The organism is Psychrobacter urativorans, assembly GCF_904846675.1.
Lineage (GTDB): Bacteria > Pseudomonadota > Gammaproteobacteria > Pseudomonadales > Moraxellaceae > Psychrobacter > Psychrobacter urativorans_B.
Genome location: NZ_CAJHBT010000008.1, coordinates 16,530 through 34,669 on the forward strand (window position 1 = coordinate 16,530; position 18,140 = coordinate 34,669).

The 18,140-nt window shown below is 43.2% G+C and carries 13 protein-coding genes; 9 read left to right on the forward strand and 4 right to left on the reverse strand.

Annotation, left to right across the window (positions count from 1 at the left end):
* The first annotated feature begins 25 nt into the window (after positions 1-25).
* The 3 genes from JMY06_RS05465 (at position 26) to yfaE (ending at position 2,307) form a co-directional block, all read left to right on the forward strand.
* Positions 26-727, forward strand: a complete 702-nt coding sequence (locus JMY06_RS05465) for a hypothetical protein (protein WP_201616931.1) — start codon at positions 26-28, stop codon at positions 725-727.
* A 65-nt stretch (positions 728-792) separates the two neighbouring features.
* A complete protein-coding gene (gene nrdB, locus JMY06_RS05470; RefSeq protein WP_201616938.1) occupies positions 793-1,926 on the forward strand; it encodes a class Ia ribonucleoside-diphosphate reductase subunit beta in 1,134 nt (377 codons plus the stop codon).
* A gap of 114 nt (positions 1,927-2,040) precedes the next feature.
* On the forward strand, positions 2,041-2,307 hold the full coding sequence (yfaE, locus tag JMY06_RS05475) for a class I ribonucleotide reductase maintenance protein YfaE (protein WP_201526646.1): 267 nt from the start codon (positions 2,041-2,043) through the stop codon (positions 2,305-2,307).
* Positions 2,308-2,431: 124 nt separating this feature from the next.
* On the opposite strand, the gene JMY06_RS05480 is transcribed toward yfaE, so the two are convergent.
* Entirely contained in the window at positions 2,432-3,760 is a 1,329-nt protein-coding gene (locus JMY06_RS05480; RefSeq protein ID WP_201616940.1) for a S1C family serine protease, read from the reverse strand.
* Positions 3,761-4,124: 364 nt separating this feature from the next.
* Between JMY06_RS05480 and JMY06_RS05485 the strand changes: the two genes are divergently transcribed.
* Both JMY06_RS05485 and JMY06_RS05490 read left to right on the forward strand, forming a co-directional pair.
* Positions 4,125-4,991, forward strand: coding sequence for a Nif3-like dinuclear metal center hexameric protein (locus JMY06_RS05485; RefSeq protein WP_201616948.1), 867 nt, complete (start codon positions 4,125-4,127; stop codon positions 4,989-4,991).
* Positions 4,992-5,772: 781 nt separating this feature from the next.
* Positions 5,773-6,981 carry a transglycosylase SLT domain-containing protein gene (locus tag JMY06_RS05490; protein WP_201616955.1) on the forward strand — a complete coding sequence of 403 codons (1,209 nt, stop codon included), beginning with the start codon at positions 5,773-5,775 and terminating at the stop codon, positions 6,979-6,981.
* A gap of 121 nt (positions 6,982-7,102) precedes the next feature.
* On the opposite strand, the gene JMY06_RS05495 is transcribed toward JMY06_RS05490, so the two are convergent.
* From JMY06_RS05495 to JMY06_RS05505, 3 genes are all read right to left on the reverse strand, one after another.
* Positions 7,103-10,024, reverse strand: coding sequence for a lytic transglycosylase (locus JMY06_RS05495; RefSeq protein WP_201616963.1), 2,922 nt, complete (start codon positions 10,022-10,024; stop codon positions 7,103-7,105).
* 120 nt (positions 10,025-10,144) lie between these two features.
* Positions 10,145-10,639, reverse strand: coding sequence for a hypothetical protein (locus tag JMY06_RS05500; RefSeq protein ID WP_201526666.1), 495 nt, complete (start codon positions 10,637-10,639; stop codon positions 10,145-10,147).
* A gap of 296 nt (positions 10,640-10,935) precedes the next feature.
* Positions 10,936-12,231, reverse strand: coding sequence for a hemolysin family protein (locus JMY06_RS05505; protein ID WP_227672188.1), 1,296 nt, complete (start codon positions 12,229-12,231; stop codon positions 10,936-10,938).
* A 415-nt stretch (positions 12,232-12,646) separates the two neighbouring features.
* On the opposite strand from JMY06_RS05505, the gene yajC reads away from it, so the two are divergent.
* The 4 genes from yajC to JMY06_RS05525 all read left to right on the forward strand — a co-directional run bounded on the left by yajC (position 12,647) and on the right by JMY06_RS05525 (position 18,057).
* Complete coding sequence (yajC, locus tag JMY06_RS05510; protein WP_201526669.1) at positions 12,647-12,973, forward strand: preprotein translocase subunit YajC; 327 nt, start codon at positions 12,647-12,649, stop codon at positions 12,971-12,973.
* A gap of 307 nt (positions 12,974-13,280) precedes the next feature.
* Positions 13,281-15,158 carry a protein translocase subunit SecD gene (gene secD, locus JMY06_RS05515; RefSeq protein ID WP_201617064.1) on the forward strand — a complete coding sequence of 626 codons (1,878 nt, stop codon included), beginning with the start codon at positions 13,281-13,283 and terminating at the stop codon, positions 15,156-15,158.
* 339 nt (positions 15,159-15,497) lie between these two features.
* Positions 15,498-16,442, forward strand: a complete 945-nt coding sequence (gene secF / locus JMY06_RS05520; RefSeq protein WP_413786251.1) for a protein translocase subunit SecF — start codon at positions 15,498-15,500, stop codon at positions 16,440-16,442.
* 196 nt (positions 16,443-16,638) lie between these two features.
* Positions 16,639-18,057 carry an MATE family efflux transporter gene (locus JMY06_RS05525; protein ID WP_201616967.1) on the forward strand — a complete coding sequence of 473 codons (1,419 nt, stop codon included), beginning with the start codon at positions 16,639-16,641 and terminating at the stop codon, positions 18,055-18,057.
* Positions 18,058-18,140 lie beyond the last annotated feature (83 nt).

Sequence of the window (18,140 nt, forward strand, 5' to 3'; positions counted from 1 at the left end):
TTAGATAAAAAGGAAATATAATTATATGAATAATACAAATTTAAACTTGGGTAACTCAATTTTCGACGGGTTCAACGACCAAAATGGCTTGATGATTTGTGGTTATGAATGGGGTTTTAGTAAGAAAGATGAGAAAGAGCAAGAATTAGGCAGTTGGGTTGAACCCAGTGAAGAAGTTGAGCATACTTTTGCCAATAAAGCTCGACATTGGGGTGAGGTTGCAAATACTTGGCGTTATGATAATAGTATTAAAAGATGGTTTGAACTCTGGGATTTTCCACTAGATAGCCAAGAGCTAGGAGGCGATTTTGAGAAGTCTATTATTCAAACTAACTGGGCAGACACACAGGGTAACTCTATTAACGATAGTGACTCTAATAAATTTCTATTAGAAGAGCACGTAGATAACTTTATACGTCACGTTGAAGCTTTAAGACCAAAAGTTATTATCTTTATGGGTAGTAAACTAATGGACTACCTCCAAAACCCTGCTGTATTGACTAGATTTGAAGACATAATGGGTGAGATAACAGAGCCACGCCATATCGTTCAAAAAGAGTCTTCTCACACAAAATTCAAAGTTCAGTTTCAATCATTTGAGAATTGTCAGGTAATTGGGTTCCCTCATCCTAGTGGTAGCCATGGTATATCGTATGACTATATCGAACTGTTTCAGCCAGAGATGAACGAAATAATTTCTAAATTTAAAGATGAACGTAAGTTTTAATTAATACCACTCTTATTAAAACTTACTACTGAAATCTCTTACTTTAAAAAAATAAAGGCACCCTCATGACTTACTCCATTTTTAATCAAACGCCAAATGACGCTATGAAAGAACCGATGTTTTTTGGTCAACCAGTCAATATTGCCCGTTACGACCAACAAAAGCATCCTATCTTTGAGCAGTTGATTGAAAAGCAGCTGTCATTTTTTTGGCGTCCAGAAGAAGTCGATGTCTCACGTGACCGTATCGACTTTGGTAACTTATCTTCGCATGAGCAGCATATATTTTTAAGCAACTTGAAGTACCAGACCCTACTCGACTCTATCCAAGGTCGTAGCCCCAACGTCGTGCTATTGCCGTTAGTCTCTATTCCAGAGCTTGAGACTTGGATTGAAACGTGGTCGTTTTCAGAGACCATTCACTCACGCAGTTATACCCATATTATTCGTAATATCGTCAACGACCCTAGCGTGATATTCGATGACATCATGACCAACGAGAATATCCTTGAGCGCGCATCTGACATCGCCCAATACTATGACGAGCTGTATCATAGCTCGCAATTGTATAGTTCCTATGGACCGGGTACGCATACCATCAATGGTGAGGAAGTTACCGTTAATTTAAGGTCACTGAAGAAACAGTTATACCTTTGTATTACAGCCGTTAACGTCTTGGAAGCGATTCGCTTTTACGTGTCATTTGCTTGCTCCTTTGCCTTTGCTGAGCGTAAGCTTATGGAAGGTAATGCCAAGATTATTAAACTTATTGCGCGTGATGAAGCGCTACATTTAACCGGTACTCAGCATATGCTCAACCTGATGCGAAACGGTAAAGATGATCCAGAAATGGTAGATATTGCCAATGAATGCTATGAGCAAAGTATTGAGATATTCCGTAAAGCGGCTGAGCAAGAAAAAGAATGGGCAGGTTATTTATTTAAAGATGGCTCTATGATTGGTCTTAATAAAGACATTCTGTGCCAATATATTGAATATATCACTAACTTGCGTATGGAAGCGGTTGGCTTGCCATCAGCATTCCCGCATTCTAAATCAAATCCGATTCCATGGATTAATACGTGGCTGTCATCAGATAACGTGCAAGTTGCCCCGCAAGAGACAGAAATTAGCTCGTACTTAGTCGGTCAAATTGACTCAGATTTATCAAATAGTGATTTTGATGACTTTGAACTATAAGATTTGAGTTGTAAGCTGACTCTTAATAGAGTAATGATGGAAAACTCATCGAATTAATAAGGCAATGCTCAAAACCTCTTGCGCCTGACAGAACTGATTACGACAGGATCAACCATGACTTGGGTAGTGACCAATAAGATGACGTTTTATTTACATGACGATGAGAGCCTACTCGATGGGCTGCTGCGTACGGGTCACAAGGTCGATTATCAATGTAAGGAAGGCTATTGTGGCAGCTGCCGTATACGCCAAGTGACCAGCTCACAGCCGATTGATTATCCGTTTGCACCTTTAGCGATGATCGAAGACAATGAGATATTGCCTTGCTGTTGCCGTGTCCAAGGGGTGGTTTATATCAATCATGAGCTGACAATAAAGTAAAACGCTGGATTTTTAGTATTAACTACCAGCCACAAAAAAGCGCGCTATCTTCAAGGAGATAACGCGCTTTTTTTAATACTTTACTTGCTATAAATCACCAGCTATAAGCTATAAGCTTTGAGCGCTATTGAGCCTCGGCATCTTTTTCGAACAGTTTCAGTAGCTCTTCGCGCTGACGCAAACGCTCTTCTTCTGACATCATCGGTGTATCTTGAGGGTCATCATGATAGTTTGGCTGACCGTCGAAACCGTCCTCATAGAAGACGGTTGGCGGAGCCACTGTAACTTCTTCTTGTGCAGGGCGTTCCATTAGCATGATTTTGACTGGTTTATTTTTACCATTGCGCAGTACTTGTGTATTTAGCTCAGTATTAGGTGGCTTACGAGCAACATACTGCACGAGAGTATTGTCATCAGTCATCTCGACTCCATCAATGGATAGGATAACATCACCAACCTGTAGACCACTTTTGGCAGCTGGACTCTTAGGGATAATATTAAGGACTTCTACCCCAGTTGAGGTTTCCAGACGCGTAGGATCACGCATCTGTGACTGTATCTCAATGCCTAACCAGCCGCGACTGACGCGACCATCTTTAATTAAGGCATTCATAACCTGTTCAACCAACGCGGTCGGAATGGCAAAGCCAATACCCATAGAGCCGCCTGAGCGTGAAAAAATCACGGTATTAATACCGACCAATTCACCACGGGCATCGACCAATGCACCTCCTGAGTTACCAGGGTTAATAGCCGCATCCGTTTGGATGAAGTCTTCAAACTTATTGACCCCAAGCCCCGTACGACCTGTCGCCGAGATGATACCTTGGGTAACCGTTTGTCCTACCCCAAATGGGTTACCAATGGCCAAAGCTAAATCACCAACGCGAATAGGTAATTCACGGAAGCCAAGCGGCGTCAGCCCCGTCATATCAACTTTAATCACGGCCAAATCACTGTCAGGATCAGTACCGATTACTTTGGCGCGGCTCTTACGACCATCGTTAAAGGCGACGGTAATCTCATCTGCTTTTTCTACCACATGCGCATTAGTCACGATATAACCATCTTCTGACACGATGACTCCAGAGCCTAAGTTGGTAGGTCCCTGATCTTGTGGCGACTCACCATGAAACTCAAAAAAACGGCGCAATACTGGGTCATCCATATAAGGATGCTCAGCCACCGTTTGGGTGGTATAGATATTGACCACCGACTGCGAGGCACGCGCTACGGCATTATGATAAGAGGATATCGGCGCTGGGTCATCAGCATTTGGAGCAGAAGCTTGTTGCTCAGCCGGCGTGGTTCTGGGCGGCTCCCACGTTGCATTCGATGCTGTCTTCATACTTGCGAACAACCAAACAAACGCTACAATCACTATGAGCAATAATATCCAAGGCAGCCATTTTATAATAGCAGCCTTATCGTTGGTATTCGGGAATGACGACATAAGAAAACCTCTATAAATTCTATATAAATAAGCGTTAATAATGGCTATTAGCTGAGCACTTAAGATGCATACGTGCAGGTATGCAAATTATAACCGGCATCATCATACAATAGTAACGCATCGTGTACCATTTCAGTTATTACGTTCGTCTTAAAGCTTGCAGGGCTGTGATAACATGATGGTCAGGAGTATTCTAGCGGCTTGTTTTTAGGTGATGAGCTTTAGTTTAGATAAAAACGCATCATATAATAACCTACAGTGAATACAGCACCCCTATTTAGTAAAAATAATTTAGATAGTAGCTTTTAATAACGAGCTTAATAATAAATTTAATAGCAATTTTGAATAGTAATAAGGAAATATCATGACGACAAAAGATAATGCACCTCGATCGACGGCTACCGTTCACCAGCCTCTAACAGCACAAAGCCTAACGCAGTTCTGTGATGATTACTTGTCCGCTGATTCTTATAAAGACTACGCGCCCAATGGCTTACAAGTTGATGGTGGCAGACCCATTCAACGTATTATTACCGGTGTTACTGCTTGTGAAGCGCTAATTGATGCCGCGATTACGGCTAAAGCCGATGCGATTATGGTACATCATGGTTACTTTTGGAAAGGTGAGCCGGCTCCCATCGTTGGGATGAAAGGCCGGCGTATCCGCAAGTTATTACAGCATGGTATCTCTTTAATTGCCTATCACCTGCCCCTCGATGGGCATCCGGTCATCGGTAATAATGCTCAACTTGCCAACATGCTAGGCTTGACCATTACCGGACCACTTTATCCGAATGAGTCGCATCCCGTCGGTAATATCGCTACCTGCCCACCGCAAAGCGCAGAAAGTCTAACCACTACCATTACCCAAGCATTGCAGCGCACACCACTACACATCTCAAGCAATTATGACCAATCAAACCTCTCTACCAGTAATCACTCTACTAATAACCAATCGGATGTAATTACTCCAAAACTTATCAAACGTGTGGGTTTATGTACCGGCGGCGCACAAGATATGATCGAGCAAGCAGCAGCCACGGGCTGTGATGCCTTTATCTCCGGTGAAATATCCGAGCGTACCACTCATAGCGCCCGTGAATTAGGCATTGATTACTTTGCTTGCGGCCATCACGCTACTGAGCGCGGCGGTATTCAAGCATTGGGCGAGCTAGTATCGCAGCAGTTTGACGTACCGGTGACCTTTATCGATATTGATAATCCAGCTTAATAAATTAGCTCAATAAGACTCTTAAACTGCTGACCATTAATAGTAGCGCCCTTATTCTTATTTAACCACACCAACAACTGAGTGACTTTAAGAAAAATACAAGAAACTCTCAATTCATCCGCCTTTATTTATAAAATTATAATAAAAAACCGATTCGATTTTGACTGCTCGTATCGTGACTATTAAGTCATTAGCACTCTTTTGTTAATTCAACTTGAATAATATACTTGAAAACCATATATAGTATAATTGTAAGAAAATGTTTTGTCATGAAACTTCCTATTTATTACAGCCTCCGGTTATGAGCACTTGCTGCATAGAGCCTTAGAAGTTCAGAGGTCTCCCAGTGTTGCTCGACGATAGCGTATTAATAGCACCCTGTTCTATAAGTTATTTATAGAACAGGGTGCTATTACTGATTTTTAAAAACTAGTAATTTTAACGGTTCGGCGATAAATATTTTATTTGTACCTTTATTCTAAAATAAATACTTGGTTTTACTCTTATCGCTTACGCTTTTGTCTTAATAACTTATTCATGACCTTACCTAGACTTAATATATCGGACTTTACGTTAATTACCGCTATATTTAAGCAGTCATATGCGGCGCTCATACCAATAGATAGTGAGTGGTCACATGATTGAAAAATGCTTTGGCTTCTGTTTGTCATTCATGATCGTCATTGTTTGTTATTCATGATCGTTATTTATATTGATGAACTAGATATGCGCCAAATTTTTTTCTAACAGGTAAGTAGGATGGCTAAATCAGGAGACATCCATGCAGCGTATTACTTATCGTGTCAAAGTATCTGCGCAAGGTGCTAAACGCCGTATTTCTTATTTACTGCGTCCAAGCAAAGGCCTACTTAGCACCAAAAGTAACTTCGTTCCTTCCGTTACCTCTATTCAAGCATCACGTTTTACCAAAACCAAAAGACTGATGCAGTTATCTAGCATTGCATTCCTCTCCCTGCCCGCTGAGAGTCTAACGACTATGAACGCGCCGATGCCGACCTATGACCATGTCATGCTACAGAAAACTTTGACTATTGCTGCGGTACCAGGTGATAGCACCTATTTTGCTACCGATGGTTTTCAGCATGGTTTTGGTTATGATTTAGTGCGCAGCTATGCGAATGAGCTGGGCGTAACTATTAATCTAAAGGCCTATGCTAATGAAGAAGCCGCGCTTAAAGCCTTAAGATTAGGCTCTGCTGATATGGCATTGACCACGGCTAGTACACAGCTCAAAAATGAGCTAGGTCTATCGTCAATTAATGTGAGCTGCGGTTATGATAGTAGCTTGACTAAAAATGGCCTGCATCCTAAGGTCAGCTGGACATTTAAACAAGCGGACGACCCCTTATCACAAAAGGCCAGCTACTTTTTATGTGACAATATAAAGTTAGAAAACACCCAAAATTTGGCAGCATTTTATAATCAGAACCTACTCAAAGACGCTTACAGTCAAGAGCATTTTCAAAAAACCCTTACCGAAAAACTACCTGATTATCAAACTTCTTTTGAAACACAAGCTCAAAGCTACAATCATGACTGGGAGTTATTAGTGGCGATGGGTTATCAAGAGTCGCATCTTGATGCCGATGCGGTATCACCGACGGGGGTACGCGGTCTCATGATGCTGACCAGTAATACCGCTGAAGCAATGGGTGTCTCAAATAGGGTAGATCCACTACAAAGCATCGGTGGCGGAGCAAAATACTTAAAAGAGATGAAAACTAATTTTGCCGATGTGCCAAAGACAGATCGCATTTGGTTTGCCCTAGCCGCTTATAATATGGGCCCCAATGCTCTCAAACGCATTCAGAGCAAATTAACGTCACAAGGTATTGATGATAAAAATTGGGCAAATATCTATGCCTATCTATCAAAAAACCAGGCGTCAAACAGTCGTTATGTTCAGTGCATGCAGTATGTGAGTAATATTAGAAGTTATCTTGAGAGCATTAAAACACAAATGGTATAACCAGCGAAATGTGAACCGTATAGCGAGTAAAATGCAAAGTATTGAACCAAAAAAGCTGCTCTTATTAAAGAGCAGCTTTTTTTATAGTATGGTTTCAGCTAATACTGTCTTTTTCAAACCACTAACGATTGGGAACGGTTAGACGTTGGCCGCGCTGTAACATGGTATCAGCAGCAATCTTATTCATGTCAGCAAGCTCTTGGGCTGAGACCCCATATTTACGTGCCAGCCCAATCAAGCTATCACCTGAACCTACGGTATAACTGACTGTGGTTTTGGGAACTTTGATAGTTTGCCCAAGCTGTAACTGTCCAGTAGTCGCCATATTATTAGTCGCTGCTAAATCATCGACTGAGACCCCAAAACGCCGCGCTAATGCAATCAAACCATCACCGGGTTGGACTTTATAGCTCTCAATATTACTAAGGTCTTTACCACCGCTACTGCTCGACGATGTGCTACTACTACTTTTAGACGTCGATGGCGTAGCCCTGCTACCATTGGCAGGGATAGTAATACTGCGCCCTAATATTAAGTTTGAATTGGTGTTTAGCTCATTGGCTGATGCCAAATCACTGATACCGATGTTGTAGCGTTTTGCCACGCCCGTCAAGGTGTCACCTGACTGTATTTTGTAGCTGATTGGCTTGGCATTTAACTGGCGTTCAGCTTGTGCCTTAGTTACCGGTACTTTAATGGTTTGCCCACGTTGCAGGCGGGCTTGGTTATCAAAGCTGCTGTTGACAGCGGCTACTTGGGTAGCACTGACGCCAATACTATTGGCAATACCTGTTAAGGTATCCCCTGATTTTACCGTATAGTTACTGGTAGGCGTCGAGGTGTTTGTGTTGCTGCTATTGCTAGAACTGCCGGTGTTTTTAGAGCCAGTACTTGCTGTGGCAGATACTTTACCAGCTATTAACCACAGCTTTTGATCTCTCAATAAATCCGCATGGGTACTTAAATTGTTATAAGTAGCCAGTTGAGATACTGATAAGCCAAAGCGATTGGCGGTACCAATTAGCGTGTCACCTGCTTGCACAACATAGCTATCAGGTTTTCTGGGTGCAGTACTGGCGCTAGAGCTGCTGTTGCTAGTAGAACTGTTACTCTTGGTGCTAGAACTAGTGGTGCTTAATGGCTCAATAGTTTTAGCATTATATAAATATAAGGTGCTGCCAGTGTATAGCTTAGCGCCTGGATCTATTTGGTTCCATTCAGCGATATCACGCCAGCTAAGATCTGCACGGCTGGCAATATTAACTAAGGTATCGCCACTTTTTATCTTATAAGTCGTTCGGGTGCCCTTAGGTTTTGGCGTACTGGCTGGAGTGCTAGCAAAGCTAAGCTTCTTATCTTTGCCGCTAGCTTCTAGGATAGATAGCTGTGTCTGTACCGCTGACAGTTTAATATTACCATCGATGGCACTAATCACATCACTCACGCCTGGTGACTGTCGCATAATTTGGGCAGCAATGAAATCGCGCTCTTCTCTAGTTAGCGCCGGCTCTTGGGTAATCGTATTGTTTTGGGTAATTTGGGCTGAAGTGGTCGGCAGGCTATTACTACTTTTTAGCTCAGCATTAATTCTACTGGTTTCTTTACTAGTAATAGGAGGCTCACTACTGATAGGCGTATTACTACTATAGACAGAACTGCTAATTAGGGTGGACGATGGCGAGATGTAACTGGTCGTTTGCTGTGGCACATTAGCGCTGGCAGCATATTCAGCTAAGCCGCTCCCCGTAGAGGGTAATGATGAGTTGCTATAAGGCTGGTTATTATAGCTTGGCGTTGTAGTAGTAGAACTAGATTTCGGTGGCGTGTAGCTAGGACTGGGACTTGGCGTATAGCTAGGGCTTGGGCTGCTACTAGGCACACTTGAGGCTATCACATTACTGGTGCCGTTGCCTTTTAATGAGCTGAGACTAGCATCAACGTTAAGATCAACATCATTAGGAATGATGACTCGCTGTGGGCCTGAACCATCAATACGCGCTGAAGTAAGGGCCGTATTAAGCTTTTCTAGCTCATCGTAACTGACCCCTGTCAATTGTGACACTTCCGCTAAGCTCACGCCATAATTAGCTGGTACACTGCGAAAATGCTGACGGTTAGCAATCGCTGGTAAATACACACCATACTGCTGAGGATTGGAGACAATATCTGCGACAGCTAAAAAACGTGGGACATAATTCATGGTTTCGGTTGGTAGTTTAAGCGACCAATAGTCAGTTGGCAGACCACGCGCAGCATTGGCATCGATCGCTTTTTGGATACGGCCAGGTCCAGCGTTATAAGATGCTAAAGCCAGCTCCCAACTGCCGAACTGATTGTGTAATGCCGTAAGATAATCATAGGCAGCGCGCGTTGATTCAATCACATCGCGGCGACCATCATAGGTGCTACTTTGATTCAGGCCAAAGATACGACCGGTACTAGGAACAAACTGCCACAAACCTGCCGCAGCAGCACTACTAGTCCCACTAGGATCGTAAGAGCTTTCAATCACTGGTAACAATGCCAGCTCAGTTGGAATGTTACGGCGTTCAGCTTCACGCACAGTGTGGTACAAGTAACGGCTTGAACGAGCAGTCAAGCGGTTTAGATAATCCTGCCGACTGGTAAACCAGCTTTTTTGAGCTTCAATACGTGGATCATATTTTACTTTACCACCGTTAACCTGATAGCCGGCACGTAGCCTGTCCCACAAATCCCCGTACTGTTGAATAGCGAGCTGACTACTCTCAACCATCGTCATATCAGTTGCTTCTAACAAATCTGCCAACTCATCTAAACTGTCTGCATCCAGATAGGCAGTTGAATAGTCATCGCTGGTTGTAGGCGTATTCGATGGCCTAGGTCTGGGAGTGGCGGCAGTATGATTGACTGGACGTTTGGTCACAATAGGCGTGCCAGTAGTCGCACCTGTATTTTTTACAGTTGACGTATTACTACTACAGGCGCTGATGAGCAAGGTCGAGACGGCAAGCGTGAGTGGTAAAGCAATGAACGAGCGATAATTTAAGGTCACAATAGGCATGATAGTGAGATTTTCCTAACGAGATAAATAAGAATAGACTAACAATATAGTATGCAATATAAGCCAAACGCCTCTATCCTATAAAAAGGATAACGGACAAAATCCATACGACTCAGCTAACTAATCAATAGTCACTTGCGATACAGCACGCAATAATACCGCATTACCAGTCGTTACTGTCAGCGTTACTCGTGAAGTGGTGACAAACGAGACATTTTTGCCATCTTTTACCCAGCTCTCAGTCGTATTAACATTGGCTTTAGCTTGCGAGCCAGTAGTCACGATATTATCAATACTGATATCATAGCGATAGTTTGAGGTTTGATTCCAGCTGCTTTGGAGCAATTTTAAATAGGCATTCTTATCCAAACTGGTAGATTTTCCTTTTCTTGACAGTGAAATAAGCGCATCATCAGAGACCAATTGGGCCACTTGATTGATATTTTTACTATTAGCAGCTGACTTCATAGCAGTGGCATAGTTCTGTACCAAGCTTTCATTCATGGTTGCAGCCTGCGCACTGATAGTAACGGTACTTGCGACAGCGGCTAAGCCACCTACGCTGATGCTTTTTATCAATAGAGCCAATAGCCCTTTCTTCCAAATACGTTTCATCACAGTCCTTAGCTTAGTCTTTAGCAATTTTGCTTTATTTTATTGACGATCTGATTGACGTTTTTTGATTAACGGTTCGCACTTTTAATTAATTTTATCCACTTTATTAATTCTTGTTTAAATTTTAGTAGTAACCACTTATGCTATCACTAAATTCTCACACCTATGTAACGCCGTGTGCAATTATTGATAGCATAAATGGCGGTATATTTTTCAATATTTATTCATTTCAGCCACTAATCATAATGCACCGAATGTAGCCTTTAAGCTCTTTGCTCGGTAAGCATGATGCTATTTTAATATTTAGAGTCAGTCACCACTCCATCATCATAGGACTCATCATCATTAATTTTCATGCCAAGGCGCTCAACGCGTCTGTCCATCATTTGCCGAGCCAGCGCCTGCATGTCTTCAACGCGGTCTATCTCATCGACAATCTCAAGTCCGAGCAAGGTTTCGAGCACATCTTCTAAGGCGACTAATCCCTTAACTTCACCGTATTCACCGACGGTAATGGCAATATGTATGCGGTTTTTTAGCATTAGATCTAATAAGTCAAACAATTTCATTTTGGAGAATACAAAGGTAATCTCGCGCTGAAACTGAGTCAGCGGCTTATGCACCGCGTGATTAACCTTGGCTAATAGCATGTCGGTTTTTAATACAAAACCGGTAATATTATCCAGATCGCCGTCATAAATTGGCAAGCGCGAAAAGGTCAGCTTAGGCCGATCGACTAACAATTCAGCGACCGTTTTATTTTCCTCAAACGCCAGCATTACTGAACGCGGGGTCATGATATCTTCGACCTTAATCGCACCGAATGCCAGCAAGTTACGAATAATACGCGCCTCTAACGGATCAATTTGGCCAGCTTCCTCACCAATACTGGCAAGGGCAGAAAACTCTCGGCGGCTAAACACATTGGTATCTTTACCACGTACTAGTAGTTTAGTTAGACGCTCAGACAGCCAAATAAGAGGATATAAAATAACAATAATGCCGCGCACAAAATAAGCCACTGGGCCGCTAAGCTGTCGCCAATATACTGTGCCCAATGTTTTGGGGATAATTTCAGAAAAAGTCAAGATAGCCAACGTCATTAGCGCTGAAAACAGTCCAAACCATGCGCTACCAAATACAATGGTTGCTTGTGCACCCGCGCCAATAGAGCCTAAAGTATTGGCCATCGTATTCAAGGTTAAGATAGCGGCCAGTGATTGATCGACTTTGTCTTGTTTTAAGCGCTTGAGCATTTGCGCTTTTCTAGGGTTGCTGTCTTGAACATCAGCAATATAGGAAGGCGTCATGCTCAGCAGTACTGATTCTGCCATCGAGCAGACAAAGGACAGGCCAATTGCCATACTGACAAAACCAATCAACAATACCACATTGGTAGTAGTGGGCTCGGTAATGGTTTCAGCGGCTAGGGCTGGATAAGGCAATAGAGTTAATAATAAAGTTATAATCGCTGTTACAACGGTCAAACGTGAACGATAACCGGTTGTTGTCGGGGGAGGTTTAGAAGACGCCGCTTTACGACAAGCGCGCGGACGACATAAACGGGGTGCAAATAAAAAAGTGTTGAACAAGTTAGGTAACCTAGACAAAGAAGCGAGATAAGAAAGGCGGTAAACATTTGCGCCTTTTAACTGTAAACATAGCGATTTTATATTAGCATTGATAGTCCAATTTAACAATAAGTCGCTATTTCAGTTGCTTGTTTCAGTTGGGTGCTTCGATAAGCTGTTTTAATCAATTATTTTAGATATATTCAAGTAGCGGCCACCCCTACTCCAGCACGTCATTATTTAAACTTTATTTTCAAAACTTTCTTAATATGAATAATAGTCTAAAAGTATTGCTATCGATGGCGACTAGAATGATGCTGGTCAGGCGATAATAGAAGAAAAATAGGCGTGTCTTATGATTAACAGTTACCAAGTCTGGGAATTTTTGTTACTATGCGTCTAATTTATTATCGTCTACAACTCATTGAGAGATATTATGAGCTTTTTTATTCAGTCTGCCCACGCCGCTGACGCGGCTGGTGGCGCTTCACTATTCGGTCAAATCTTACTGCCAGTAGCTTTTTTTGCTATTTTTTACTTTTTGGTCATTCGCCCACAGTCTAAACGTACTAAAGAACACCGTACGATGGTGAATGCGTTAACCGTTGGCAGCGAAATCATCTTTGCTGGCGGCCTCATGGGTCGTATCAAAAAGCTTGAAGGCGACTACGCTATCGTAAGCTTGAATAATAATACCGATATTAAAGTACAGCGCGCCTCGGTCATCTCAGTATTACCTACTGGTACTATCGAGAGCGTTTAATTATTCAGATTGTAATATCAGTTATGGTATGAGTAACCCTGTTTGTACTTATCTTTATGATAGTATTTATGACCGTGTTTAAGGACGTTATTTAAGAGAGTGACCGCTAATAATTCGAGGTCACTTTCTACTATATATTATATTGTTAACACTCCATAGCTTTACGCTTTATTATCATAGCGGATAAGCGCAATGATGGGTGATTGCAAACGCTGAACATTTATGGCTGCCCATAGCAATCGCAAACTTCCCATCTGCTGACTTGTGGCCTGCATCGCCAGTATTTTATCAACCTAAAGAAGTGATTATGCAATATCCCGCTTGGAAATACTTTGTCATCCTCCTCGTACTCATCGTTGCCGGCCTGTATGCTGCTCCTAATCTTTACCCTGATGAACCTGCGGTACAGATTACTAGTGCAGCAGCGGGAACGCAGCTGTCTGAAGGTATCTTAACCCAATCACAGAGTCTACTCGAGGATGCGGGCGTGAGCCATCATGACGGTACCTTTGAGGGCAATAGTGCACTGGTACGCCTAGACAATCCAGTCGCTCAGCTCAAAGCACAAGAGGTCTTACGACAGAACTTGGGCGATGACTATGTGGTGGCGCTTAACCTTGCGCAAACGACGCCGCAATGGCTACGTGACATCGGTGCTAAGCCAATGAAGCTGGGTCTAGATTTGCGCGGCGGGGTACGCTTTGTCTTAGAAGTGGATATGAATAAGGCGCTGGAGCAGCGTTTGACCAGTGCCAGTCGTGATGTGCGCCGTGACCTACGGGCTGAGCGTATTGCTATTAAAGGGATTAAAACTGAATCCCAAGGTGTTGTATTACATTTTGCCGATACCGATATTCGTAACCGTGCTCAAAACATCTTGCAAGGCTCGATGGGCAATACTTTTACATTGCAGTCATCTATTGATGATCAAGGTCCTGCGCTAATCATGGCATATAACGATGCCACCTTAGACGAGATTAACAGCTATGCGGTCAACCAAAACTTGACTACCCTGCGCAATCGTATTAGTGAGCTTGGCGTTGCCGAAGCCTTAGTCCAATCACAAGGTGCTAGCCGTATCGTCGTCGAGCTTCCAGGTGTACAGGATACTGCTGAAGCCAAACGTGTTCTTGGTCGTACCGCGAACCTTGAGTTCCGTATGGTCGCCAAAGACAGCGCAAACTTCATGGGCGGCATTCCGCCTGCGGGCACCGAAGCTTTCCCATTTAGAACGCTTGATGGTCAGCCAGTATTGCTAGAGCGCCAAGCGATTGTTACCGGTGATAAAGTGACTAACGCGCAAACCAGTCTCGATGAGAGCGGTCGTCCTGAGGTTAATATTACCTTGGACAGCGCGGGTGGTAAGCTGATGCAAAACGCTACCCGTACTGCCGTCGGTGAGCAAATGGCAGTTCTGTTCATTGAAAATAAACAGAAAGTTACTTATGAGGAAGATCCAGCTACTGGCGAGACCGTTGAAGTACGGACGCCTTATGCAGAAACCAAAGTAATTAATCGTGCTAATATTCAAGCAGTACTGGGATCATCATTCCGCATCACAGGTCTAGATAGCAATGCGGAAGCGGCCGAACTGGCATTATTATTACGCTCAGGAGCACTTGCTGCACCAATGTATTTCGTAGAAGAACGGACGATTGGTCCCTCACTGGGTCAAGAAAATATTGATAAAGGTCTGTTTTCAACGCAAGTCGGCTATCTATTAGTCTTTGCCTTTATGATTATTTTCTATCGTCTGTTTGGTTTAATTGCTAACGTCGCCCTAGCGATTAACGTCATTATCATCATGGCAATTATGTCTATTCTAGGCTCATCGCTGACTCTACCCGGTATTGCTGGTATCGTACTGACCATTGGTATGGCAGTAGATGCCAACGTACTGATATTTGAGCGTATACGCGAGGAGCTAGCAAATGGGGTGCGACCCAAGTCCGCTGTTACGGCAGGCTTTGATCGCGCCTTTAGTAGTGTTTTCGATGCCAACATCACCACGTTATTGGTCGCATTTATCCTGTTTGCTATCGGCACCGGTCCGATTAAAGGTTTTGCGATCACCTTAGCAATCGGTATTGTCAGCTCGTTATTTACGGCACTTTTGGTGACGCGTGCGCTGGTACAAATTGCTTACGGTAAGCGTAAATCACTCAAACGTTTGAGCATCGGCTAGGAGAAAAATATGGCGATTGAACAGAACAATCCCCCAAGAAAAGAAAATACGCCAGCTTCTAACAGCTCAGGTGGCGGCTCAAACGGCAATCCCAATGACCCAAATGAAAAGGTGCGCCGCCGTAATAAACCACGCCGCGACGGTAAAGGCAGCAATAATCAAAAAAAAGCCTCTACTCGTCCATCATCACGCAAAGGTAAATCACAACGCGGTGACAAAAGCGGTCAAGAGCTAGCGACGCAAGCACCTATTACTGATATCGATGACTCTAATGAGTTGATGGATAGTGCTGATGATGCGGCAGCAAAAGCTGAAGGTGGTATTAAAGCCGTTGGTAATATGCGCATTATTCCTTTTATGAAGATAGAAAAGCCAATGGCAATTTTATCTATCTTTTTAGTCATTGCTAGTATTATTGCCATTGCGGTTAATGGTCTTAACTTTGGCCTCGACTTTACAGGCGGCGTCTCTACAGATGTCCGCTATGAACAACCTGCTGAGCAAACTGAGGTGGTTAAAGCATTAGCAGATAATGGCTTTGATGATGCCGTCGTGCAGTATCTCGGTACGCGTCAAGAGCTGCTAGTGCGCTTGCCGCCACAGTCTGATAATATCGAAGGTCTAAATACAACCCTTAATGAGGCGCTAGATCTACCTAATAACAAAGCTGAAATCAGTAACGTTAATATTATCGGTAGCCAAGTCGGTAACGAAGTCTATTTAAACTCAGTGATGGCCTTGGCATTAGCCTTGGTCTCCATGCTAGGTTATGTCGCCCTGCGCTTCCAATTTAAGCTAGCACTCGGCGCAGTGGTATCGTTATTTCATGATGCTATCGTGACTATCGGTGTGTTTGCCTTGTTCGGCTTTCCGTTTGACTTAACCGTATTAGCAGCGATTTTAGCACTGATTGGTTATTCGCTGAACGATACTATCGTGGTCTATGACCGTATTCGTGAAAACTTCCGCCGCGTGCGTGGTATCAGTCCACGTCAGACTATTGATTTGTCACTAACAGAGACTTTACGTCGTACTATTATGACGATTTCAACGGTCATGCTGGTCGTATTAGCGATGATGTTCTTAGGCGGTGATGGCCTCTACTGGTTCGCTGTCGCCCTATTCATCGGTCTGATTGCTGGCACCTACTCATCGACCTATATTGCAAGCTCTATTCCACTAAGCATGGGATTGTCGCGAGATGACTTTGTGGTAAAAGTGAAACCCGAGTTTGAAGAAGAAATTGTCACTTTTAATGATCCAAAGATGTTTGAACAAGACTGATATAGTCTACTAACAATAAAAGCAGCAGATACCAAGCCGCCAACCTACAAAGCACCTAATTCAATAGGTGCTTTGTTTTTATGTCATTTTCACTTTTATTCATGCTACATTTATTAAATATTAAATTATTTATTCTGTCGCCACACCATAAATGGGTGGTTAACATCACCTGTATTTTTGCATAAGTGATTATTTTATGCCCTCTACTGTTCCGCCAACTGCAATGTCGCCTATCGATACTCGCTATGCCCATATTATTGCGATTGCTGTGCCGGTACTGCTCGCTAATTTGGCCATGCCGCTACAGAGCGTGATTGATACCGCAATTGTGGGAAATATGCATGATGCTGCCAAGCTTGCTGGGATGGGATTGGCGATTCAGCTGTTGTCATTATTGCTGGTCAGTTTTAATTTTCTGCAATATGCCTCCTCTGGCCTGTCCGCACAAGCCTTAGGGCAACTTGCTGAGAATAATCACGCGCCAAGTGGTCACTCAGAAAATAACCCGCAGATGCAATCGCCATTGCTATCGATTTTGCAGCGCGCACTGTTATTAGCATTGGCTATTGGTGCCGTGTTATTACTGGCAAAACCTTGGCTCATTGATTATGGGCTACAGGCATTATCTGCTAATCCTGAAAGCGGGCTCGCCGCAAAAACTTATTTAGACGTGCGTTTTTGGGGTGTGATTGCGGAACTGATGAACTTTGCCTTTATTGGCTGGTTTGCAGGACAAGGTAAGACCCGTTACATGCTTTATCAGCAAGGTTTTATTGCCATTCTTAATATTATTCTGACCCTGTTTTTTGTATATGGTATGCAAATGGGCATAGCAGGTGTGGCATTAGGGACGACTATCGCCTTTTGGTCGGGTGTGGTCTTAGCGTTATGGCTTAGCCGTCGTCATCTACAACTGACTTGGACCGCCCTATTCGCTGTAGACTCACAGCATTTTGCTAAAGAAAAAATGCTTAGGCTACTTTCTTTAAATAAAGATATCTTTATACGTACCTTAGTTTTAACTTTAAGCTTTGCTTGGGTTACACGTTTATCTGCGCAGAGTGGCGATTTGGTACTGGCTGCCAATGCGATTTTATTACAGGTATTGAGTATTTCAGCCTTTGCACTCGATGGCGTGGCTGTATCAGCGGAGACTCTAACGGGTCAAGCCGCAGGACGACGAGATTGGCCGCGTTTTAGCATTATCGTCAAGCGTACAGGAATAGTTAGCTACGGCCTCGCCTTAGGGTTAAGCATCATTTGGTGGTTAAGCATGCCCACTTATTTGCAGCTAATGACCAATATCGAGCCAGTTCTAGAACTGACTATGGCCTATAAAGGCTATGCAATACTATTACCAGTAATTGGTGTGGGAGCATATTGGCTCGATGGGATATTTTTTGGCTTAACTGCTGGTCGAGTAATCCGTAATGCCGCTTTAATATGGGCAGTTATCTTCTTTCCGCTCAGCTGGATGTTATATCAGCAATGGGGTATGACGGGTATCTGGCTCAGTGTGTGGAGTATATTATTGCTGCGAATGCTGGTGCTTAGTGGGTTTTTATACCACGCGCATGCAAAAGGTGGTTATGAGACCTTGCAGCCCAGTTTATAATTGATAATCAGTAATATCATTTAAGTACTATGACACTTGATTATTATAAGCATTAAATAGTATGACGCTTGAGTGGTAATATG